16 protein-coding genes are annotated in these 22,825 nt (G+C 52.7%); 15 read left to right on the forward strand and 1 reads right to left on the reverse strand.

The window, feature by feature from the left end:
* The first annotated feature begins 1,034 nt into the window (after positions 1 to 1,034).
* The 5 genes from Q0482_RS06765 (at position 1,035) to rpsO (ending at position 5,257) form a co-directional block, all read left to right on the forward strand.
* Positions 1,035 to 2,027 carry an ABC transporter substrate-binding protein gene (locus tag Q0482_RS06765; protein WP_296960024.1) on the forward strand — a complete coding sequence of 331 codons (993 nt, stop codon included), beginning with the start codon at positions 1,035 to 1,037 and terminating at the stop codon, positions 2,025 to 2,027.
* Positions 2,028 to 2,168: 141 nt separating this feature from the next.
* Positions 2,169 to 3,161 carry an ABC transporter substrate-binding protein gene (locus Q0482_RS06770; RefSeq protein ID WP_299144918.1) on the forward strand — a complete coding sequence of 331 codons (993 nt, stop codon included), beginning with the start codon at positions 2,169 to 2,171 and terminating at the stop codon, positions 3,159 to 3,161.
* 31 nt (positions 3,162 to 3,192) lie between these two features.
* Positions 3,193 to 4,074: an ABC transporter permease gene (locus Q0482_RS06775; protein WP_299144920.1), complete on the forward strand. Its 882-nt coding sequence runs from the start codon at positions 3,193 to 3,195 to the stop codon at positions 4,072 to 4,074.
* 2 nt (positions 4,075 to 4,076) lie between these two features.
* Positions 4,077 to 4,865 carry an ABC transporter ATP-binding protein gene (locus tag Q0482_RS06780; protein ID WP_291056616.1) on the forward strand — a complete coding sequence of 263 codons (789 nt, stop codon included), beginning with the start codon at positions 4,077 to 4,079 and terminating at the stop codon, positions 4,863 to 4,865.
* Between the two features lie 122 nt (positions 4,866 to 4,987).
* Complete coding sequence (rpsO, locus tag Q0482_RS06785; RefSeq protein WP_366208937.1) at positions 4,988 to 5,257, forward strand: 30S ribosomal protein S15; 270 nt, start codon at positions 4,988 to 4,990, stop codon at positions 5,255 to 5,257.
* A 978-nt stretch (positions 5,258 to 6,235) separates the two neighbouring features.
* On the opposite strand, the gene Q0482_RS06790 is transcribed toward rpsO, so the two are convergent.
* The gene (locus tag Q0482_RS06790; RefSeq protein WP_299144922.1) at positions 6,236 to 6,475 is read right to left on the reverse strand and encodes a hypothetical protein; all 240 of its coding nucleotides are present in this window, start codon (positions 6,473 to 6,475) and stop codon (positions 6,236 to 6,238) included.
* 94 nt (positions 6,476 to 6,569) lie between these two features.
* Here Q0482_RS06790 and Q0482_RS06795 point away from each other — a divergent pair, with 94 nt between their 5' ends.
* The 10 genes from Q0482_RS06795 (at position 6,570) to Q0482_RS06840 (ending at position 22,577) form a co-directional block, all read left to right on the forward strand.
* Positions 6,570 to 8,660 (forward strand): polyribonucleotide nucleotidyltransferase, encoded by a 2,091-nt coding sequence (locus Q0482_RS06795; RefSeq protein ID WP_299144924.1) that lies wholly within the window; start codon positions 6,570 to 6,572, stop codon positions 8,658 to 8,660.
* Positions 8,657 to 9,103, forward strand: coding sequence for a dUTP diphosphatase (gene dut / locus Q0482_RS06800; protein ID WP_299144926.1), 447 nt, complete (start codon positions 8,657 to 8,659; stop codon positions 9,101 to 9,103). Before Q0482_RS06795 ends, dut begins: the two co-directional genes overlap by 4 nt.
* 60 nt (positions 9,104 to 9,163) lie before the next feature.
* Positions 9,164 to 9,694, forward strand: a complete 531-nt coding sequence (locus Q0482_RS06805) for an NUDIX hydrolase (RefSeq protein WP_299144928.1) — start codon at positions 9,164 to 9,166, stop codon at positions 9,692 to 9,694.
* 966 nt (positions 9,695 to 10,660) lie between these two features.
* A complete protein-coding gene (locus Q0482_RS06810) occupies positions 10,661 to 11,479 on the forward strand; it encodes a nitrogenase iron protein NifH (RefSeq protein WP_299144932.1) in 819 nt (272 codons plus the stop codon).
* Positions 11,463 to 12,758 carry a nitrogenase component 1 gene (locus Q0482_RS06815; protein ID WP_299144934.1) on the forward strand — a complete coding sequence of 432 codons (1,296 nt, stop codon included), beginning with the start codon at positions 11,463 to 11,465 and terminating at the stop codon, positions 12,756 to 12,758. Before Q0482_RS06810 ends, Q0482_RS06815 begins: the two co-directional genes overlap by 17 nt.
* Positions 12,745 to 14,025, forward strand: a complete 1,281-nt coding sequence (locus tag Q0482_RS06820; RefSeq protein ID WP_299144935.1) for a nitrogenase component 1 — start codon at positions 12,745 to 12,747, stop codon at positions 14,023 to 14,025. Before Q0482_RS06815 ends, Q0482_RS06820 begins: the two co-directional genes overlap by 14 nt.
* A 513-nt stretch (positions 14,026 to 14,538) precedes the next feature.
* Entirely contained in the window at positions 14,539 to 18,264 is a 3,726-nt protein-coding gene (cobN, locus tag Q0482_RS06825) for a cobaltochelatase subunit CobN (protein WP_299144937.1), read from the forward strand.
* Entirely contained in the window at positions 18,242 to 19,324 is a 1,083-nt protein-coding gene (locus Q0482_RS06830; protein WP_299144938.1) for a radical SAM protein, read from the forward strand. Before cobN ends, Q0482_RS06830 begins: the two co-directional genes overlap by 23 nt.
* 315 nt (positions 19,325 to 19,639) lie before the next feature.
* Positions 19,640 to 20,668, forward strand: a complete 1,029-nt coding sequence (locus Q0482_RS06835) for an AAA family ATPase (RefSeq protein ID WP_291056600.1) — start codon at positions 19,640 to 19,642, stop codon at positions 20,666 to 20,668.
* Positions 20,658 to 22,577, forward strand: a complete 1,920-nt coding sequence (locus Q0482_RS06840) for a VWA domain-containing protein (protein ID WP_299144941.1) — start codon at positions 20,658 to 20,660, stop codon at positions 22,575 to 22,577. Before Q0482_RS06835 ends, Q0482_RS06840 begins: the two co-directional genes overlap by 11 nt.
* Positions 22,578 to 22,825: the final 248 nt, after the last annotated feature.

Raw genomic sequence — 22,825 nt, forward strand, 5'->3', positions numbered from 1 at the left:
ACTTGCCCACCCCCGCACTCGGGGGTGGGGGGACCACGTCAGTGGTGGAAGGGGGAGGCCGCCGAAAGGCGGCATTTCCCTAATGCGCCACATCAGGCCCCTGCGGGGCCTCGGCTTTTTGAGGGGAGCACTGATTCAGCCTAAGAATCAGATTTCATAAGCATTTTTGTCCAATACTGCGTCATAAGCCTCCTTAAATAGCTTTGGCTATTCGCGTCGGCTTATTCCTTGTATTGAACAAAAATGCAAGAATGAAATCTGATAACGACTGAATCAGCGCGCCCCTTACGAAATGCCTGCTATCCTCCGTCGCCTAACGGCGACACCCCCGGCCGGGCTTTGAGGTGTTCGCTTAATGTGCAGGCTATGCTCACATAATAGCCCGGCTCAGAAATGTTGCTGATTTCTGCCTTCCAGAGGAAGGAGGCTTTAGCTCTCCGTTATGCAGCATTGGTGACACAAAGGATAATCCCGTAGCGCTGACTATATCATACTCATCGCCGCCAAAGGCGGCGACACCGCAACCCTCAGCGGCCCAAGACTGCTGTCAAACCTGAGAACCGACCGCCCGGCTGGCCGGTCAATCTTTAGAACCCTTTTTTCGCCTCTTGAGCGTAGCGAACACAACCTTTCTACACAACCTGCGGCGAAGCCGCGCCCCCCTTTTTTATCTGCCGCGTAGCGGCCACCACAACCCTCAGCGGCCCAAGGCCGCTGTCAAACCTGAGAACCTTCCGGCCCGGCGGGCCGGTCAATCTTAAGAACCTTTCCCCTCTGAACCCTCTGAACCTGTTCCCCCTTTGGTGCCTGCGGCACCACCTTCCCCCCGCAAGCGGTGGGACAATCATATAGGTGAAGCGACCTCTTTTATCTATTTTCCACATGGTATCCATGCAGAAAATATGCTATAATTATCGCAAGTTCAATGCAGAAGTCTGCTCGTTCCGGTTTCATTTGAAGGATAGTTTGATTAGGAGTTATGGAGCGTTGGAAGAGGAGAATGGATGCAAAATAAAAAAGGGAGGAACAGTAGAATGGCAGGAAGTCAATGGAAGAAGATTCTGGCAGTAGGTTTATGCGGCCTTATGGCGGCAGGTGTATTCGCAGGATGCGGCGGCGGAAGCGGCGGCAGTTCCAGTGGCAAGATGAAGGTGGGGATTGTACAGATCGTGCAGCACCCGGCGCTGGATGAGTCCAATAAGGGCTTTGTGGATGCGCTGAATGAAGCAGGTCTGAAGGACAAGGTGGAAATCGACCAGCAGAATGCACAGGGCGACCAGTCCAACCTGAAGGCCATTGCCAACCGTTATGTGTCCGGCAATTACAAGCTCATCGGTGCCATTTCCACACCGGCAGCCCAGGCCATGGCCAATGCGACTGATAAGATTCCGATTATCTGCACCGCTATTTCCGATTTCGAAAATGCAAAGCTTATGAAGTCGGAGAAGGCACCGGACAGCAATGTGACCGGTACCAATGACCGGGGGCCTGTGGATAAGCAGGTGAAGCTGATTAAGGAAATCCAGCCGAATGTCAAGAAAATCGGGATTATTTACAATTCCAGTGAAATCAATTCTGTGGTGCAGGCAAAGCATTTGAAGGAAAACTGCCAGCCCCTGGGCATTGATGTGGTGGAACTGACGGTGAATTCCGTGAATGATGTGCAGCAGGTGGCGGAAGGCTTCCTGGGCGGTAAGGTAGATGCTATTTATGTACCTACCGATAACATTATCGCGTCTTCCATTCCTACTCTTATGGCTGTTGCCAACAGGGAGAAGATCCCCGTATACGGCGCAGAAGTGGGCCATGTAAAGAACGGCGTGCTGGCTTCCGAGTCCATCAGCTTCTATGATATCGGACACCGGGCAGGCCAGATGGCTGCGGAAATCCTGAAGGGAAATAAGACGGTAAAAGATTTCCCTGTGGAAGGGGCAGACAAGACGAAGCTTTACATCAATAAGAGTGAAATGGAAACACTGGGCATCCAGATTCCGAAGGAAGTTCTTGACCGGGCAGAAATGATCTGACGTTATATGTGAAACGACAAAGAGTAACTTCCGTTTTAACCGGAGGTTACTCTTTATCTATGGTTTTGAAATTTTAGGGAAAGGGTTTGTGTCGTGGCTTCAAAACTGAAACAGCTTTGGTGGTTAATGCTTATTTTCGCGGTGTGCAATATTGCAATGGCCGTTATCTTGTACCAGTCTTCTTCACCGGAACCGGTGAATGAGAATGTGATTCCCATTGCCTCGAAGGATGTGTATTCCATCGGCATCCTGCAGTCCGATGACCTGGCTGAGCAGAATAAGATGACCGAAGGCGTACTGGCAGCCCTGGAAGCAGAAGGCTACAGCAAAGGCAGCAGAGCCAAAATCGACATCGTGCAGGCTAAGGGCAATGACAAGAAGCTGGAGGCGTCGGCCAAGAAGTTTGCCCGTGACAGGAAGGATCTCATCATTGCCATCGGCACTGATTCCGCCAAAGCAGCTGCGAAGGTGACGAAAAACATTCCCGTAGTCGGGGTAGGGGTCATGAATTTCAAAAAGGATAAGGATTTTGAAGGACACCATAACTTCACCGGCATTATGGATACGCCGGCCATTCTTTCTCAGATCCGCATGGCCGGCCGATGCATGTCCCTGGAAAAGCTGGGCATCCTTTACAACCCCGGCGACGCCGCTGCATCGCTGCAGGTGGAAATCCTGAGGGATGTGGCAGCCCGGAAGGGCATCCACCTTTATGAGGTGGCTTACCAGCCCGATAAGATGGCAGCACCCCAGATTCAGAAACTGGTGGGCTATATTACCGCCCTTTATGTACCGGAAGACACGGAACTTCTTTCCCATTTTGATGAAATCGTGAAGATTATGACCGATGCAGGCATTCCCATTATCGGCGAGCAGGCGGAAATGGTACGGCGGGGCGCTGTCATTTCCGTTTCCCCCAGCTACTACCGCATGGGTTTTGCCGGCGGACGCATCGCAGCAAAGCTGCTGAAAGGGGATATGATTCCTGAGAACATTCCCATCATGCGTCAGCAGGATCCGGATATCGTCATCAATATGAAACAGGTGAACCGTCTGAACATTCCGCTGCCCGGCGACCTGTGGCAGCGTTCCAGAAAGCTGTACCTCTATGATGGACAGCCCGCAAGACCCTGATTGTTTTATTTCTATAAAGGAAGGAAATCAAATGGCAGATTTAGCAGTTTCCACCGTGGCCCAGGGACTCATGTGGTCCATTCTGGCCATCGGTGTATTTCTATCATTCCGTGTACTGGATGTACCGGATATGACCTGTGAAGGCAGCTTCCCCCTGGGCGGCGCCATTGCAGCATCCCTCATCGCTTCCGGCACCTCTCCCTGGGCAGCCATTGCAGCCGGTGCGGCAGGCGGCCTCATTGCAGGCACCGTCACCGGCATCCTGTATACCAAATTGAAGATTCCCGCCATCCTGGCCGGTATCCTCACCATGATTGCCCTTTATTCCATCAACCTTCATATTATGGGAAAGGCAAATATTTCCCTTCTCCGGGTGGACACCGTATTTTCCACCACAGCCAGCCTGCTCCATGTGAGCCAGTCCACCGCTGCATTCATCGTACCGGCAGTGCTCATGATTATTATTTCCGCCCTCATTTACTGGTTCTTCGGCACGGAGCTGGGCATGTGCATCCGTGCCACCGGCTACAACCCCCAGATGGTCCGTGCCCAGGGCGTGAACACTGACACCATGATTATCATGGGCCTCTTTATTTCCAATGCCCTCATCGGCCTCTGCGGCGCCGTAGTGGCACAGAATAACGGCTTTGCGGACGTAGGCATGGGCATCGGCACCATCGTCATCGGCCTTGCTTCCGTCATTATCGGCGAAGTCATTCTGGGCGTAGACAGCTTCTCCGGCTCCCTCCTGGCGGTGGTGGTAGGCTCCATTATCTACCGCGTGGTCATTGCGGTGGTGCTCTACTTGGGCATGCCGCCGAACGACCTGAAACTCTTCACCGCCATCCTTGTCATGCTTGCCCTGGCTGCACCTATGATTAAAGGCAAAGTCAATATCGGAAAGGTGGGCTGATCATGCTTAAAGTTACAGACATCAGCAAAACATTCTTCAAAGGAACCACCAATGAAAAGAAAGCCCTGAGCCATCTCTCCCTCACCCTGAACGACGGCGACTTCTGCACCGTCATTGGAAGCAACGGCGCAGGTAAGAGTACCCTCCTGAACTCCATCGCCGGTGCCTACATCCCCGACAGCGGCACCATTGAAATCAACGGCCACGACGTGACCAAGGTGAGCGAATATAAAAGAGCCAAGTACATCGGCCGCGTCTTCCAGGACCCCCTGAAAGGCACCGCCGCCGGCATGCAGGTGGAAGAAAACCTTATCATCGCTTCCCGAAGAGGGGAGAGCCGCCGCCTCCGCTGGGCCTTTTCCTCCGGCGACCACGAACGGTTCAGAGACATGGTAGCCCGTCTGGGCCTTGGACTGGAAGACCGCCTCTCCACCAGAATCGGCCTCCTCTCCGGCGGCCAGCGCCAGGCACTGACCCTTCTCATGGCCACCCTGAAAAAGCCGGACATCCTTCTTCTGGATGAACCTACGGCCGCCCTGGACCCGAAGACTGCCGGCAAAGTGCTGAAGATTACCGATGAAATCGTGCACGAACAGCACCTCACCACCCTCATGATTACCCACAACATGAGAGACGCCCTGAAATACGGCAACCGCCTCATCATGATGAACAGCGGCACCATCATTGCCGACTACAGCCCTGAAGAAAAGCAGAAACTTACCATCGACGACCTGCTGAAGAAATTCGAGGAAACCTCCGGCGCCATGAGTGACCGGGTTCTTCTGGGGTAAGAATTTCCTTGCAATCCAAGGTCTGTTCATGTATAATTACACGTGGTTGAACTGTACCCCAGTTTATCGCAACTCCGGCGTAGACCTGGATACAGCAATTTATATTTTTATAGGAGGCTATTATGTTAACAGCTGAAGCAAAGAAAGAAATCATTGAAACCTACGCAGTCCATGAAGGCGACACCGGATCTCCGGAAGTTCAGATTGCCATCCTCTCCAAGAGAATCGCTCTCCTCACCGAACACCTGAAATCCCACAAGAAAGACCATCATTCCCGCCGCGGCCTGCTGAAAATGGTTGGCCAGCGCAGAAATATGCTGGACTACCTCCGTCGCAAAGACATCGAACGCTACAGAGCTCTCGGTGCAAAACTGGGCCTGCGCCTGAAATAAGATTTCTAAAAAAAGACTGCCGAAGGGCAGCCTTTTTTAGTGGATAATGAATTGGCAGAGCAGGGAATTGAAAAGGAATAACAGGCAGAGGCCATCTTTCCCGCCTTAGACGTTATCCTTCCCGCCTCCCACAGTCATCCTGAGCAGCGCGAAGGATCTCGGTGCGCGGCATATTTGAGATATCCGGTTATAAATACCGGTCGGCGGAAAGATTGACATATAACGCAGGTTCTTTTTCAAGGGTAAGGGACTGCAGTATTACGACAGGAAGCAAATGAGAAAACCTTCCCTCCACCTGCATGTCATGTCTTCTGCTTTCAACGATGTGCATACCAAGATTCTTTGCCTGCAGCGCCGGATGATAGCAGGCTTTTCGTAGAAAAGCCGAGGCCCTTGAGGGGGTTGACTCATTTTCCATAGTAGAATCAGCTGGTTCATCACCCTAATAAAAAATCCCCGTCCTCCGGGGATTTTTTCTATTCAGACTTCCTTCATCGATTCAAGACAACACGAAAAGCCCGAAAGAGCTAGGCCCGGCGGATAGAAGACAGATGCGCCAATCTTCCACCGCTCCATCATGACGATGGACTCTTTCAGGCTATTCGCTTAGACCTCGGAATGAACCAAGGCGCCTAATCAGGAAAATGCAAGAAAAACTCATAACGCATCGAACGGACCGAAGCCCGGAGCTCTTATGGTTTCATCCATGCGAGATGGCTTGCAGCCGGACCAGGAACCGGGTATTTTTTCGTGGCCACTCCCCGGACCTTGCCCAAGCTCTCATCTATGTCTATTATATAAGAGAAAATCGAAAATGGGAATAGAGCAAAATAGAACTAACGTTGCCAATTTTGCAATTACGCTTGTAAAAATGTATTAGACTTATGATAGATAATAGCCTTTAGACCGTATGAAAAAAGAGAGTCTGATTTCCATATGAATGCAGAATGGAGTTTAAAAAAGGCGATTAGGATTTATTTACCATATCACAGAAACGAATGCCTGGAATATAGGTATTATCAAATATGATTGGATATGGAATTTGGGGTTCTGAGAAAGCAGCCGGTACCCGGCATATCCATCAGGAAATATTTTACCCCAATATGTACCCCTTTCAGTCTCACGTAAAAGAAATTTTATATCAAAGGCAAGCAGGGGAGGGACCGGCGGCGGTACTCCTGCTTTTTCGTATCTGCCGGCCATGATGGACTTTTTCATCTGATGTGAAACATTCCTATTCACTTTATAATAGGTATCCTGTATAATAAGAAAATACGTGAAAAAGGATTTATTGATTACAGGAGGAAAAGGAATGTTCAAGACATTTCAGATGGATCTGGCCGGTCGTCCGCTTATTATTGAGACCGGCAAAATGGCGAAACAGGCGAATGGTGCCGTACTGGTAAGATACGGTGATACGGTGGTGCTGGTGGCTACCACTGCCAGCAAGGAACCGCGGGAGGGAACCGATTTCTTCCCATTGACCGTTGATTATGAAGAAAAGATGTATGCCGTAGGCAAGATGCCTGGGGGATTCCTGCGCCGTGAAGGCCGTCCGGGGAATTCCGCCATTCTGAATGCCCGTCTGATTGATCGTCCTATCCGTCCGCTTTTTGATAAACGCTGCCGCAATGATGTGCATGTGGTGGCTACGGTGCTGTCTGTGGACTACGACAATGCGCCGGAGCTGTGCGGTATGCTGGGGGCTTCCGCCTCCATCGGTATTTCCGATATTCCCTGGGACGGCCCTATTGCAGGCGTCCGTATCGGCAGGGTAGATGGAAAGTATGTGGTGAACCCCACCCAGGAACAGCTGGCTCAGTCTTCCATGAACATTACGGTTGCCGGTTCCGAAGAAGCTATCATGATGGTAGAAGGCGGTGCCAACGAGGCTCCGGAGGAAGAAGTGCTGGATGCCATCATGTTCGGCCATGAAACAATTAAGGAACTGTGCCGTTTCCAGAAAAAGATTATCGAAGAAGTGGGCAAACCGAAGCGCACTCTGGTATTCCCGGAAGTTCCGAAGGAAATCGACGACGCTGTGGCTGCTTTTGCCACTGAAGACCTGAAGAAGGCTATTTTCGATGCCGACAAGCTGAGAAGAGATGGAAATATTGATGCTGTAAAGAAGGCTGCTAAAGAACATTTCGCCGAAATCTATCCGGAAAACGGAGCCGATGTGGCTGAAAGCCTGGATCATCTCACCAAGCAGATCGTGCGGGATTCCATTTCCAATGAAGGCATCCGTCCGGACGGCAGAAAGCTGACGGAAATCCGCCCCATCACCTGCGAAGTGGGACTGCTCCCCAGAGTTCATGGCAGCGCCCTCTTTACCCGCGGCCAGACCCAGGCTCTTTCCGTAACCACCCTGGCTCCCATGTCTGAAACCCAGATTATCGACGACCTTACTCCCATTACGGAAAAACGGTATATCCATCAGTACAATTTCCCCTCCTACTGCGTAGGCGAAACCAAGGGTTCCCGCGGTCCGGGACGCCGTGAAATCGGTCATGGCGCTCTGGCTGAAAGGGCTCTTCGTCCGGTGATTCCGTCGGTGGAAGAGTTCCCTTATGCTATCCGTGTAGTTTCTGAAATTCTGGAATCCAACGGTTCCTCTTCCCAGGCTTCCGTATGCGGCAGCACCATGTCCCTCATGAATGCCGGCGTACCTATCAAGGCTCCGGTAGCAGGCATTGCCATGGGCCTCATCGAAAACGGCGGCAAGTTCAGCATTCTCTCCGATATCCAGGGCATGGAAGATGCGCTGGGCGACATGGACTTCAAGGTAGCCGGCACCGCGAAAGGGGTCACTGCTATCCAGATGGATATCAAAGTTCACGGTCTGTCCCGGGACATTCTGCTGGCAGCCCTGAAGCAGGCTCACGAAGGCCGTCTCTTCATCCTTGGCAAGATTGCGGAATGCATCGACAAGCCGGCAGATCATCTCTCCCCCTATGCACCGAAGATTATTGCCATCACCATTCCGGTGGAAAAAATCCGCGACGTTATCGGTGCCGGCGGCAAGACCATCAACAAGATCCAGGATGAAACGGGAGCCAAGCTGGATGTGGAAGAAGACGGACATGTGTATATTTCCTCCACCGACGAAGCGGCTGCCCAGCAGGCCAAGAAGATGGTGGAAGGCCTTACCCATGAAGTGAAGGCAGGCGAAACCTATCTGGGCCGTGTCACCCGCCTCATGAAGTTCGGCGCATTCGTAGAAATCCTGCCGGGCAAGGAAGGTCTGGTCCATGTGTCCCAGCTGGCTCTCCAGCGGGTGGAAAAGCCGGAAGACATTGTCCATGTGGGCGATGAAATCATGGTAAAGGTCACTGAAATCGATGATAAGGGTCGCATCAACCTGTCCCGCAAGGCTCTCCTTCTGGAAAAGAAGAACAAATGAGAAGCCGGGGATTTGAAGTCGTTTCTGCCTGGGAGAAGGAAGGCATCCGCCTTCCTGTAAGGAAAACCGCCTCCAGTGCAGGCTACGACATAGAAAGCGGAAGGGATATGGATATCCTGCCGGGTAAAGTCACCCTCATTCCCACCGGCCTCAAGGCCTACATGGGAGAGGATGAGTACCTGGCCATCTACATCCGTTCCAGCATGGCCATCAAGCATGGTCTCATACTGATTAACAGCACCGGCATTATCGACTCCGACTACTATAATAATGAGGACAATGAAGGCCACATTATGGTGGCGGTGTATAATACCACTTCCCAGCCCTTCCATATTTCCAAGGGCGACCGGGTAGCCCAGGGTATTTTCATGAAATACCTGAAGGCTGACGGTGATGAAGCCAAAGGCCTTCGGACCGGCGGCGTGGGAAGCACAGGGAAATAAATATCTGTATCATTCCAGCGGCGGATACCATCCGCCGCTTTTCCCATAAGGGAGGTACTTATGAGCGTTGAAAAAGAAAAAATGGTGAGCCGCGAGGAAATTTATGACGGGCAGATTGTCCATCTTTTCAAAGACCAGGTGGAACTGGCCGGAAAGAAAACCATAAGGGAAGTGATTCTTCACTGCGGCGCCGCTGCCATCATTCCTGTAACCGATGATGGAAAGGTGCTCTTTGTCAAGCAGTACCGCTACCCGGTGGGTGAGGCTCTCCTTGAAATCCCGGCAGGGAAGATGGACCCGGGAGAAACGCCGGATGAATGTGCTGCCAGGGAGCTGGAGGAAGAGACCGGATATCGGGGCAGCCTGAAAAAGCTGGGTTACGTGTACACCACACCGGGCTTCTGCAATGAAACTATTCACCTCTATCTGGCCACCGGCCTTGTCCACACGGCCCAGCACCTGGATGAAGGGGAATTTCTGGATGTTCTTCCCATTCCTCTGGAAAAGGTATGGGATATGATCCGGAAAGGGGAAATCTACGACGCTAAAACACTTTCCGCTTTTGCCATTGCAAGGGATGCACTGAAATAAGGAATGCCCCCGCTGTTTACGCAGCGGGGGGTTGATTTTTGGGGGCAGCAGGGTGACAGCAAGGTAAGCGCGCAGCGTAAGACTCCTTTTTTAGAAAGGAGCGGGGCGGAGCCCTGAGGATAGGTCCGAAAATTCTGCTCTGACTGCCAATCGCCAGCCTTCCTGCCGACTGGGAATTATCACCGGTTGTCTCATATGCTCCATGTACTGCGCGCATTCTGCATAGAATGCGCGAGTCGACCAAAGTTGGCCCTGCGTAGAACCGCAATAGAGCAATATTATCATTCTTACCCTCGTACACCCTATGGCCCCTCAAGGGGCAACGAGAATTAAGAAGGGCTTTTCTTTTGGCTGGTCGACCATCCTTCGCTGCCGCTCGGATGACAGTGTCCGGCGGGAAGGAGCTGCCCGATAGGGCTGAGGAACACCGAATATATGCAAGAATACGTATGCCCCAAATCAGGCCCCTGCGGGGCCTCGGCCTTTCTTTGAAAGGCCTGCTGTCATCCGTCGCCTACGGCGTGCACAGCGAACATGATTTGAAGGAGCGACAGCGACGCGCAAATCATAGTGAGTCGTTTCTCCACGGGAAAGCATGTCACTGGATTCCCAGGTCGCTATGCTCCCTTACGAATCCAGTTCCTTTGCCACCCTTTAGGGGCCACCTTCTTCCAATGGAAGAAGGCTTAAAACTGTGGCGGAGCCGCCACCTTCCCCTTAAGCGTCAGCGAACACAACCCTTCTACACAACCCGCCGCCGTCAGGCGGCCCCAACCCTTGGGACCAAAGGCCCGTCCACCTTCCTCTCTGACTCCTTTGAAACTTCTGAACCCTCTGAACCTATGCATTCATGCCTTCCTTTTAACAATGACTCCTAAGAATCTCCCTGTCTCACATCCCATGTATTTCTAATTTCCTGTTATAATATACACAAGGAAAATCTTTTTTTCATGAAGGAGGAGCTTTATGAGGAAAATTGCTTTTTACGGGAAAGGCGGTATCGGGAAGTCCACCACCGCTTCTAATGTGTCCGCTGCTTTAAGTCTCATGGGAAAGCGGGTGTGCCAGATCGGCTGTGATCCGAAGAATGATTCTACGAGACTGCTTCTGGGACATATCTGCAAGTCCACGGTGCTGGATATGCTGCGGACGAAGGATGCAGGAGATATCAAAAGGGAGGATATCATTCATACCGGATTTCACGGCATAACCTGTGTGGAGGCAGGGGGACCGGAGCCGGGTGTGGGCTGTGCGGGCCGGGGGATTATTGTGGCTCTGGAGCTTTTGGACCGGATGAAGGCACTGCCGGAAAGCGATGTGGTTCTCTATGATGTGCTGGGGGATGTGGTATGCGGCGGCTTTGCCATGCCTATCCGTGAAGGGTACGCGGAGGAAATTTATATCGTTTCTTCCGGTGAACTTATGTCCCTTTATGCGGCCAATAATATTGCCAAAGGCATTGCCCGGTTTGCATCCAGAGGGAAGGTGCGGCTGGCAGGGATCATTGGAAACAGTCGGAATGTGCCGGGGGAGAAGGAGCTGCTCACCGAATTTGCAGGAAGGCTCAACACTCATCTGGCAGCCTTTATTCCCCGGGACAGGACGGTGAATCTGGCGGAAAATCACCGGCAGACAGTGCTGCAGTATGCGCCTGATTCTCACCAGGCAGAGGTGTACAGGAAGCTGGCGGAGACTATTCTCACCAATGAGGCGGAGTCCATTCCTACTCCCATAAGTTTTGATGAACTGGAAAATCTGGTGGCACAGTATGGCACTGAAAACTAAATGGCTTCTTTCGGCGGCCTGCCCAGCCAGCTGCACCATGACCGGCGTATGGCGGGCGGTAGCTTATGATGAGGGCTGTGTGGTCATATTTCATGGTCCTGCAGGCTGCGTCCATGTGGCGTCTACCATGGATTTGGGAAATCATTACCGCATTGCCGCCGACGGCTGTCCGGAAAGGGGCGACCCGGTACCTTTAATTTCCTCAAACCTTCGGGAAAAGGACAGTATTTTCGGCGGCATCGCAAGGCTTCATGAATGCATCGATTATGCGGTGAAAGCGTACCATCCGGAGTGCCTTGTGATAGCTTCTTCCTGTGTGGCCGGCGTCATCGGTGACGATGTGGATGAAGAGGCCCGGGAGGCGGAGGAAACCTATGGCATTCCGGTGCTGTCCATGGCTTTTTCCGGTTTCCTTGGCGGTGAATATTCCGACGGCTATTATAAAACCATGGACGCCGTCATCTGTCGTTTTTTCAGGAAACAGGAGCACAAAAAGGGAAGCGTCCTTCTTCTAGGGGACCAGATGGGACCGGAGGGGCAGTACGCCCGGGAAGTGAAACGGCTTCTTTCCTTCTTCGGCCTTAGAGTGGATTTCCAGTTTCCCGGGTACGTTCCTGTTTCCCAGTGGAGCCATGTGACGGAAGCTTCCCTTTCTGTCCTTCTGGGCACGGCAGGACAGCCGGAGGGGATGGAAGAAAGGGCACGGCAGCTGGAAATGGATTACGGTATTTCCTTCCTGGGCCCTGTATATCCCCTGGGACTGGAAGGCACATGGCAGTGGATAGAACGGCTGGCTGATTTCCTTGGCGAAAAGGAAAAAGGAGAGGCCATTATCAGGGAAGAAAAGGAAAGGGTAAAGCAGCAGGTGGCCTCTTTCCTGCCGGTGACGGAGGGGAAAAAAGCATTCATAGCCATCGGCCGGGGACGGCGCTGGTACCGTCCATCCGGCACCATCCGCTCCCTCAGGAGTCTTTATATAAAGCCTGCAGGGGTGATGCTTTTCTCCAACCTCACGGAGGAAGATGCAGAGGCGGACAGGAAGGAAATTTCATTGCTGGGAGATATTCCTGTTTACAGCGAAGAAGAGGGGCAGAAAGCCATGGAAGAGGCGGATATCCTTCTTACAACCAATGAAATCTACGGTGCTTCCGTCCGGCAGCTCTTTATCCCCATGGTGCCTCTGGCCGGCACGGAGGGGGAATTGGCCCTTCTTACCTCCATTTACCGCCTGCTGTGCCGAAAGGGAAGGAAGGGAGGCATGACCTATGTCAAAGTGTGAATTCGAATCATCCTGTCACCATAACGACACCTGCGGCCTCACCGGCTCTGCCGCCTTCTTCGCCTCTATTCCGGGAAGCTTTGTCCTCATTAACGGTCCTCTGTGGTGCTATTTCTATGCCATGAAATATGTGGACGACGAAAACAGCCGGGCTGCCCGGTGTATCATCTCAACCGGTACGTCGCCGTCATCCATGGTGTACGGCACGGAGAAGGATATCCTTCGGGGACTTTCCCGCATCCGGGATGCGGGGCAGGCTGAGCGGGTCTTCATTGAAAACAACTGCAGCGCCGGCCTCATCGGCGACGATGTGAAGGGTATTGCAGAATCCTTCGGCGGGCCCTGGCCGGTGTATACCTTGGACAGTGGCGGACTGAAGGGCCGCTTTGAAGAAGGCTTCGCCCGGGCCTTTCTCCGGGTGGTGGAGGAGATGAAGGAAGAAAAGACCATTCCCGCCTCCGTCAATGTGCTGGGCCTATCCGACGTGTACCTGAAGGGAAGGGAGGACGGAGAAGAAATCCGGCGCATCCTCCATGGCTGCGGTATCCATGTCATTTCCACGCCGGGCTGCGGCAGCAGCTGGGATGAAATCATGAAGGCTCCCTCTGCCGCCTTCAATCTGGTGGTGCGGGACGAACTTGGCCTTCCGGCGGCCAGGGAAATGGAAAAGCGCTTCCATATTCCCTATGTTTCCCTGGGCCTCCCTTACGGCTTTGAGGGAAGCAGGAAATGGATAGAAAAGGTGCTTCAGATCCTGTCCTTTGGAAATGGTGATTCCTTTCTCAAGAGAGAAATGGAAAGGGCAGGGGACATCCTTCGGAAGGGAAACTGCCTGGAATCTCTCTGGGGCTCCCTGTGGTTCGATGAAGTGCTGGTGGCAGCGCCGCCTTCAGAAGCACTGGGAATAGCAGAAGCCCTTCGAAGCGAATGGATAGATACCGCCAGACTGACCATCCACCTCCTTTCACCTGCGGACAGAACCTGCCAGGCAGCAGACGTTATCCGTCTGGTCACCGCAGACGATGAGGATATCCGGCGGGACTACGAAAACTGGAAGGATGGCCTTGTCCTTTCAAGCAGTCATGAAACCACAAGGCTGGAAAGACTGAAGAAACCCTTCGTCTCCTGTCACATTGCCCGGCCCTCCTACGATGAAGGATTCTTTTCGGACCTTCCCCTCTCGGGTTTTCGGGGCGCCGCTCTGCTTTATGAAAAAGTATGGAACGCACGGCTTTTGCAGATAGGCCGCGAGAAAGTCCTGAAATAGGAAATGAATCAAAGCACTGATAACCGAAAAATACGGCTTCATCAGTGCTTTTTTAATATTGAAAGATTGAATGCTATTAATGAATCAGAAATTTATTAAATTAATCAGAAGAATTGGCTTTAAAAATATAATAAAAATAGTATAATATATAAAGCAAATTAATAAATATCATAGAAATTATGAAAGAGAATGGAGATGGATGTATAGTGGGCTGATGAGCTGGTGAGCTGGTCGGAGTTACTATCGGCATGTTCCGGGATTCTTCGTCTGCGGCTCAGAAGGACGATGGGGCGGGAAGGTAAGCACGTAACGTCCGCCGCGGAGCGGCTTATAAAACTCATCGCCCGCAGGGCGATACCTTCCCTTTGAACCCTTTGAACCCTGTGAACCTTCTGAACCCTTTGCACCAAAGCTGCAGAGTGGCTCAAATGGCGCCAGTTCCTTCCTGAGGAAGGAGGCTGAAAACAACGTCAGCAGGGGCATTCAGCACTATTCCCAAAGAAAGAGGTATGTATGGACGACATTAAGATTATCTATATGACGAACCATGACAGACGATATGCTGCCATTAAGAAGGCCTGCGACGGACTGCAGGAGGAAGGAAGAATTTCAGACCTCTGCATCCCCGTTTTTCTGGAGCGGACCAGTGACTGGAACCGTTCCTGGGAAAGGAAGATGAAGGGCGCCTCCCTGGTAATGATCCACCTTATGAAGAACGGCCTCAAGTCCCGTTTCTGGAGGGACTGCCGGAGCTTTCTGGAAAAATCAGGGATTCCTTACTTTGTAGATGCAGTGGATGGAAATACGGCGGAACACAGCGGGGCCCTTACCGATGACATGATGAAGAAGTTCCGGGAATACTGCCTCTATGGCGGTATGGAAAATTTCAGAAATCTCTGGCTCTACGCTTCTTCCCTCTTTGACAAGTCCCTGCCGGAGCCGCCGGCACCGCAGAGCTATACCTGGGCCGGTATTTATGACAGGGACAGGGAAGACGGATTCACCACAGACCGGGACGCATTCCTTCAAAAGTTTTCATCCGATGACAAGCCGGTAATCGGTCTTCTGTTTTACCGGGAGGAATGGATCTGGGGCGACCTGTCTTACCAGAATGCCTTCATAGATGAAGCGGAGAAACAGGGGTACCATGTACTTCCTGTATTTGCCAACGGTTCTCCCGATACAAGCCTGGGCATGCCCACCCTGTCCGATGTGATTTCCACCTATTTCATGAAGGACGGGAAGGCGGTTATTGATTCCCTGGTAAGTACCATGAAATTTTCCCTTACCGGCAGCGGGAAAGCCAGCCTTGAAACGCTGAAAAAACTGAATGTCCCCATCCTGACCGCCTATACGCTTCTGGTATCGGAGAAGGAATGGCGGGAAAACGGAGAGGGGCTTAATGCCATCGAAATGTCTATTGCCGCTGCCATGCCGGAGCTGGACGGCGTCATCCATGGCGTGCCTGTTGCAGGCAGAGTAAAGAAGGACGACGGCAGCGTGGAATTTAAACCCATTCCCGAACGGATTTCCCGGATGGTGGGAAAGGCCGGTAAATGGGGGCGGCTCCATAAAATGAAGAATGAGAATAAAAAAGTAGCTCTCATTTTCCATAATTATCCTGCTAAAAATTCCAATATCGGCAGCGCTTCCGGCCTGGATACCATGGAAAGTGCCATCCGTCTCATGAACCGCATGAAGGATGAGGGCTATACCATTGATTTCGTTCCTGAGACCACGGAAAAGTTCATCGAACTCATGACCTCCCATGCCACCAATGATATTTCCATGATGACTGAAAAGCAGGCGGAGGAATGCCAGAAGCTGTCAGCTAAAGAGTATGTAGATTTCTTCAATACCCTGGGAGACAATGCACAGAAGAAGATGGAAGAGGAATGGGGAAAGGCGCCGGGGGATGTGATGATTTCCGAAAAAGGAAATATTCTGATTCCCGGCACCATGGATGGCAATATGTTCCTTACGGTGCAGCCGTCCCGTCAGTACGGCATGGACCCGTCCAAGGCGTACCATGACCCCTACATCGCTCCTACCCACCAGTACCTGGCCTTCTACTACTGGCTCAGGAATGTATGGAAGGCGGATGCGGTGATTCATATGGGTACCCACGGGAACCTGGAATGGCTGCCGGGCAAGAGCGTGGGACTGGATGAGGAAAGCTATCCGGATATTGCCCTGGGAGACCTTCCCAACGTATATCCCTACCATATGACCATTACCGGCGAAGGTATGATTGCCAAGAGGCGGGCTGCCGGCTGTCTCATCGGCTATATGCCGGCCCCTGTTTCCGATGCCGGTGCCTATGATGAAATTTCTGAACTGGAAAAGACGATGGATGAATATGCCCATATGAAGGAAACGGGAAACGGCGCGGAGGATATGGAAAAGCCTATCCTGGAACTGGTGAAGAAGGCAAAACTGGATCAGGATATTCCCTATGAAGAAGGAAAGGACTTCGATGAATATGCGGCAAGTCTCCATAATTACATTGAAGAGCTGAAGGACAGCGAAGTCCATGTGGGGCTTCATATCCTGGGCCAGCCATTGGAAGGGGATCTTCTGACCGACGGCATTCTGCAGCTGCTCCGTCTTTCCAATGATAATGTGCCTTCCATTTATGATTTGTGGGCTGAGAAATACCACACTACCCTGGACACCATCCAGAGCCGGTCTTCCGAGCTGGACGAAGATATGAAGTGTACCTACGGCGAGCTCATGACCCGTATCCGCCAAGAAACGAGGACGGTGATCCGCACCCTGCAGGACGGCGGATTTACGGAGGAAGCGGTCCATCAGGCGATGGCCCTTCCGGAAGCGGAAGGAGAAGAACAGTGGAAGGAAAAGCTGGAAAAACTGCTCCATTTCGTAACAGAGGAAATCGAGCCCCGCATCGAAAGAACGACAGCGGAAATGGACCATACCCTGGATGCCTTAGACGGCAGGTATGTGGAACCGGGGCCGTCGGGCTCCCCCAATGCCGGCGGCGTCAGCCTCCTTCCTTCAGGACGCAATTTCTACGGTGTGGATCCCAGAACCCTGCCGTCGCCCACCGGCTGGCAGCTGGGGGTGAAACTGGGGGATCGGATGATTGAAAAATTCATTGCAGACCAGGGGAAGTATCCGGAAAATATCGGCATGGTTCTCTGGTCCGGCCCCAATATGCGTTCCTCCGGCCAGGATATTGCGGAATTTCTCTATATGCTGGGCGTCCGTCCTGTATGGCAGAAGGGGAGCCTCAAGGTTTCCGGACTGGAAGCCATTCCCCTCTCCGAACTGAAGAGGCCCAGAATCGATGTGACCGGCCGTATCAGTGGCCTTTTCCGGGACACCCTGCCCCAGCTGGCAGAGCTCATGGATAAGGCGGTGCTTCTGGCCGCTTCCCTGGATGAGTCCGATGAGGACAATTTCGTAAGAAAACATGTAAAAGAAGATACGAAGCTCATGGAAGACGAGGGCGTGGATGCCGATGACGCCTGGAGAAACGCAGCGTTCCGCATTTTCGGCGATGCGCCCGGTACCTACGGCGCCGGCGTAAATACGGTGCTTGACTCCAAAAACTGGCAGACCGAGGACGACCTGGCCAATGTGTATGTCCGCTGGGGCGGCCATGTTTTCGGCGGCGGAAACAGGGGTGTTTTCAAGCCGGAACTTTTCAAGAAAAGGCTGGCTTCCCTGGATCTCACCGTAAAGAATGAAGAAAATCACGAAAGCAATATTTTAAGTTCCGATGACTACAACGCTTTCCATGGCGGTATGATTGCCGCCGTAAAGAGTCTGGGCGGAAAGACTCCGGAGTCCTATGTAGGGGACAGCACCAACCGTTCCGCCGTAGGCGTAAAGACGGTGCAGGAAGAAATGAAACGGGTCTTCCGCAGTGAATCCATGAACCCGAAATTCATTGAAGGCCTCATGAAGCACGGCTACAAGGGAGCCACTGACCTGGCAAACCGCCTGTCCATCAGCTTCCAGTGGGATGCCACCAGCGGCGTCATGGACGACTGGATGTATGAACAGTATGCCAAAAAGTATGCCCTTGATCCCAAGATGCAGCAGTGGATGAAGAAAGTGAATCCCTGGGCCCTCCAGAATATGGCTGAAACCCTTCTGGAAGCGGATCAGCGCAAGATGTGGAATGCAGGGGATGAAATGAAGCAGGAACTGCAGGAGCTCTACTTGTCCGTGGAAGGAGAGCTGGAAGATGACGGAGATGATGATGAATAGCATGCCGCCTATCCGTATGCTGGTGCTCACCCTGACCGGCCGGTGCAACTTCGCCTGCCGCTACTGCTATGCGTCAGACGTGGACGCTGTGGATATGGATGAGGACACGGCAGTGAAAGCGGTGATGATGGCCGGCGCTTCAGGAGAGCGGTTCCTCCTCCAGTTTTCCGGCGGTGAGCCGCTGCTCCGTTTTCCCCTGATTAGAAGACTGGTACATGTGGTGGAGGAAAACCATTTCAATGCCCAGATGCAGATCCAGACAAACGGCTCCCTGCTTACCAGGGACATAGGCCGCTTCCTCTATGACCATAACGTGGGCATCGGCATTTCCTGTGACGGCAGGCCAGCGGTTATGGACAGGACGAGGCCGGTGAAAGACGGCTCCTCTTCGTCAAAGGCCTCCGCCTTCGGCTTTCAGAACCTGGCCCGGGAGGGCATCGGTACCGGCATTACCTGCGTTGTCACCGATGATATGGTGAAAGATCTGGCAGGCATAGCCGATATGGCCCATTTCTACGGCAATGTACACCAGGTGGGCTTTGATATCCTCCGGGAGCAGGGGAGGGGAAGTGCCCTTCACGAGCCGTCGCCGGAGGATATGGAGAAGGCGCTGGAAGCGGTATACCGCCGCATGCAGATGCTGGAGAAAGTGACAGGCCGGCACATCCATTTCACCCAGGAAGATCGGGTGGCAAGGCTCCACCAATCGGGAAACTATGAATTTCCCCAGTGCTACGCCATGAACGGCGAGGCTGCCTTTGTGGATGTGCATGGCACCATCTATGCCTGCTCCTCTCTCATGGGACGGGAAAAATACAGGCTGGGGACGGTAGAAACCGGCCGGAACCCGGATAAAGTGAGACAGGTAGGCCATTTCATTCAAACAGCCATGGCCAAATGCCGGCGCTGCGAATATTTTCCCCTCTGCGGGGGCGGCTGCTTCTCCCGCTGGCTGGACCAGGAGGGCCGCGTGCGGCCTTCCGAAGCGGAATGCACCATGAAGAAATTCTTTATCCGGAAATATCTGGAGAAGCAGGGCTTGGCAGAAATCCATTTATGACGGAAAACTGATGAGGGAAGGGCTCTAAAGGTTGACGGGGCTTTCATCCCGAAGGTTCATTGTGCTGCCGCTTGCGGGGGGAAGGTGGTGCCGTAAGGCACCAAAGGAGGAAAGCAGCAGGAAGCTCCTAAATACGTAACGCTGATTTCATACTCATCGCCGCGCAGCGGCGATACCACAACCCTCACGGCAGAAGGCCGTGTCAAACCTTAGAACCTTAAGAACCTTCGGCCCGTAAGGGCCGTCAATCTTGGTCGCAAAGCGGCCTCACCAGCCAACCAGCTCACTATTATTTCCAATACACAAGGAGGACATATGAAAAGACAGGGAACATTCCCATTTACTGCCATTATCGGGCAGGATACTATGAAAAAGGCACTGGTTTTGAATGTTGTCAATCCAAAGCTGGGCGGCGTGCTCATCCAGGGGGAAAAGGGCACCGCCAAGTCTACAGCGGTCCGTGCGCTGGCAGACCTGCTGCCGCCGAGAAAATGCATTAAAGGATGCCGCTTCCACTGCGACCCTGATGACAAGGCCAACTGGTGCGATGAATGCCATGAGAAATACGACCACGAGGAACCGCCGGTGGAAATGCTTCCCATGAAGGTGGTAGAACTGCCGGTCAGCGCCACGGAAGACCGGGTGGTAGGTACACTGGACATTGAAGCGGCTATCCGGGAAGGCAAGCGTTCCTTTGAAACCGGTATCCTGGCAGATGCCAACAGAAACATCCTTTATGTGGATGAAATCAACCTGCTTGACGACCATGTGGTAGATGTACTTCTGGACTCTGCTGCCATGGGTATCAATACGGTGGAACGTGAAGGTATTTCCTACTCCCATCCCGCCCGCTTCTCCCTGGTAGGCACCATGAACCCGGAAGAAGGGGATATCCGTCCCCAGCTTTTGGACCGCTTTGCCCTTTCCGTAAAGGTAGTGGGCGAACAGGATCCGGAAAAGAGAGCGGAAATCATCAAGAGAAGACTGGAATATGAAGCGGATCCGGAACCCTTCCTTGAAAAATGGAAGGACGAACAGGCCAAAGAGGTACGCCGCATTGAAAGGGCCATGAAGCTTCTGCCCCAGGTAACCGCGTCCAATGATATCCTCCTTCTGGCAGCTAAAATTTCCATTACCCTTGGCGTAGACGGCCATCGCGCCGACATTACCCTTATTAAGACGGCAGAAACCATTGCCGCCGTGGCAGGACATACAGAAGTCACCAAAGAAGACATCCGGGAAGCTTCCAGACTGGCCCTGCCCCATCGTATGAGACGCCGTCCCTTCGAAGAACAGACACTGGACTGGTCTGAAGTGGACAAGGTTATCGACGATGAAGCGTAATCTTTTCCCCTTTGCCGCCATCTGCGGAATGGAAAAAGCCAAAGAAGCCATTCTTCTGACTCTGGTGAACCCCTTTGCCGGCGGACTGCTCCTGTCCGGCGAAAAGGGGACAGGGAAATCCACCCTGGTACGAAGTGCCAGAGAACTGGTAGATGCCCCCTGGGTTGAAATCCCCATCAGCATTACAGAGGACAGGCTCTTCGGCTCCATTGACACGGAAGAGGCAATCCGCAGCGGTCATAAAAAACTCCTTCCCGGACTGATTGACGAGGCGGATCAGGGAATTATTTATATCGACGATGTGAACCTCCTCAGGGACGATCTTCTTTCAGCGGTGCTGAACATCCGCGAAGCCGGCAGCTACCGGCTGGAAAGAGACGGCCTTTCGGAGGAACGGCAAACATCCTTTACGGTGCTGGCAGTCATGAATCCGGAAAGCGGAACCCTTTCCGCTTCATCGCTGGACCGGTTCGGCCTGTTTGCCGAGGCGGACCCGTCCTATGATGATGAAACAAGACTGGAAATCATCCGCCGGGTGCTGGACTTTGAAAAAGACGGTCTGGCCTTCCGAGCCAAATGGCAGGAAGAAACGGACGCACTGAAGAAGAAAATCAGAGACGCCAGAGCAGCCCTTTCTCTGGTGGAAGTATCCTCCGCCATGATTCAGCTGGCGGCGGTGTATACGCTGAAAGCTCATGTGGCAGGCCATAGGGCGGATATTTATCTCATCGAGGCGGCCAGGGCGAAAGCAGCTCTGGAAGGCAGGAAATATGTGCTCCCCAAGGATTTGGAAAAGGCAGCAGAATTCGTCCTTCCTCACCGCATGAGAAAGGCGGAAGAGCAGCAGGCAGAACCGGCAGAAGAAATGCCACAGGAGCAGCCGGAAGAAGACAATAAGCCTCAGCAGGAAGAAGAGCAGCAGACTCCCCAGGATAATGAATTCAGCCATCCGCCAAAGGCCCAGCCTCCCCAGATGGATACGGAGGATGCGGATGACAGCAACCATGAGCAGAATGAAGACAATGCCCAGATGTCCAATCCCCGGGGCCAGAGCCGGGAGAGAATCGACGATGCGGACCTTCATGTAAATCTGCCGCCCATGTGGATCGAGCCGTCCAAAGACAGGAAACCGAAAAAGGGAAGCGGGAAACGAAGCCTCACCATGACGGACCTTATGCAGGGACGGTATGTGAGGGCAGAAATTCCAAAGGCAAAAACATCGGACATTGCCTTCGATGCCACCCTCCGGGCTGCGGCTCCCTACCAGAAAGCAAGACCCTCCAACGGCTGCGCCGTAGTGATCCGGAAGGACGATCTCCGCAGCAAAATCCGGGAGAAGAGGACAGGAAATATTTTCCTCTTCGTGGTGGATGCCAGCGGCTCCATGGGTGCCCGGGAAAGAATGAAAACAGTGAAAGGGGTCATTTTCAAAATCCTGCTGGATGCCTATCAGAAGAGAGACCGGGTAGGCATGGTAGCTTTCCGCAAAAACCAGGCGGAAGTTCTCCTTCCTGTTACCAGATCCGTGGACTTTGCCCAGAAGAAACTGGCCTCCATGCCCACCGGCGGCAAAACGCCGCTGGCAAAGGGGCTCCTCAAGGCGGAGGATGTGCTGGACATGCTCTACCGGCAGGATGCAAACCAGGACCCTGTCATGATCCTCATCACCGACGGCCGGGCCACCAGTCCCCTCAATAAAGGAACCAATCCGGTCACCGATGCTCTGGAAGAAGCCAAACGCATCGGCAGGAGAAATATTCCTGTGGCGGTGATAGATACAGAATCAGGCTTCATCAAACTGGGCCTGGCCAAAAAACTGGCCAAAGCCATGGGAGCCTCCTATTTCCAGGTAGACAAAATATCCGAAGACCAGCTTCTCCACATTTGGAGAACGGCGGCCAATATGTAAAGAGTTCCCGGTACCGCCGTACCGGGATTCTTTAGTGGGCATGCGGCACATGGCACAGCACCCGTTATCGGAGCTCTATTGTCCCACTGTGCACATCCTGCATAAGACACAGGTCTAAGGAAGCACTGATTCATTCGCAGAATCGAATTTCATATACATTTTTATCCAATGCTTTGTCATAAGTCTCCTTAAATAGTGCATGCTGAATAACTATTTATTGTTGAATATATTAGATAATTACAGATATT

Origin of the sequence: uncultured Dialister sp., from assembly GCF_937959425.1 — a bacterium.
GTDB lineage: Bacteria > Bacillota > Negativicutes > Veillonellales > Dialisteraceae > Dialister.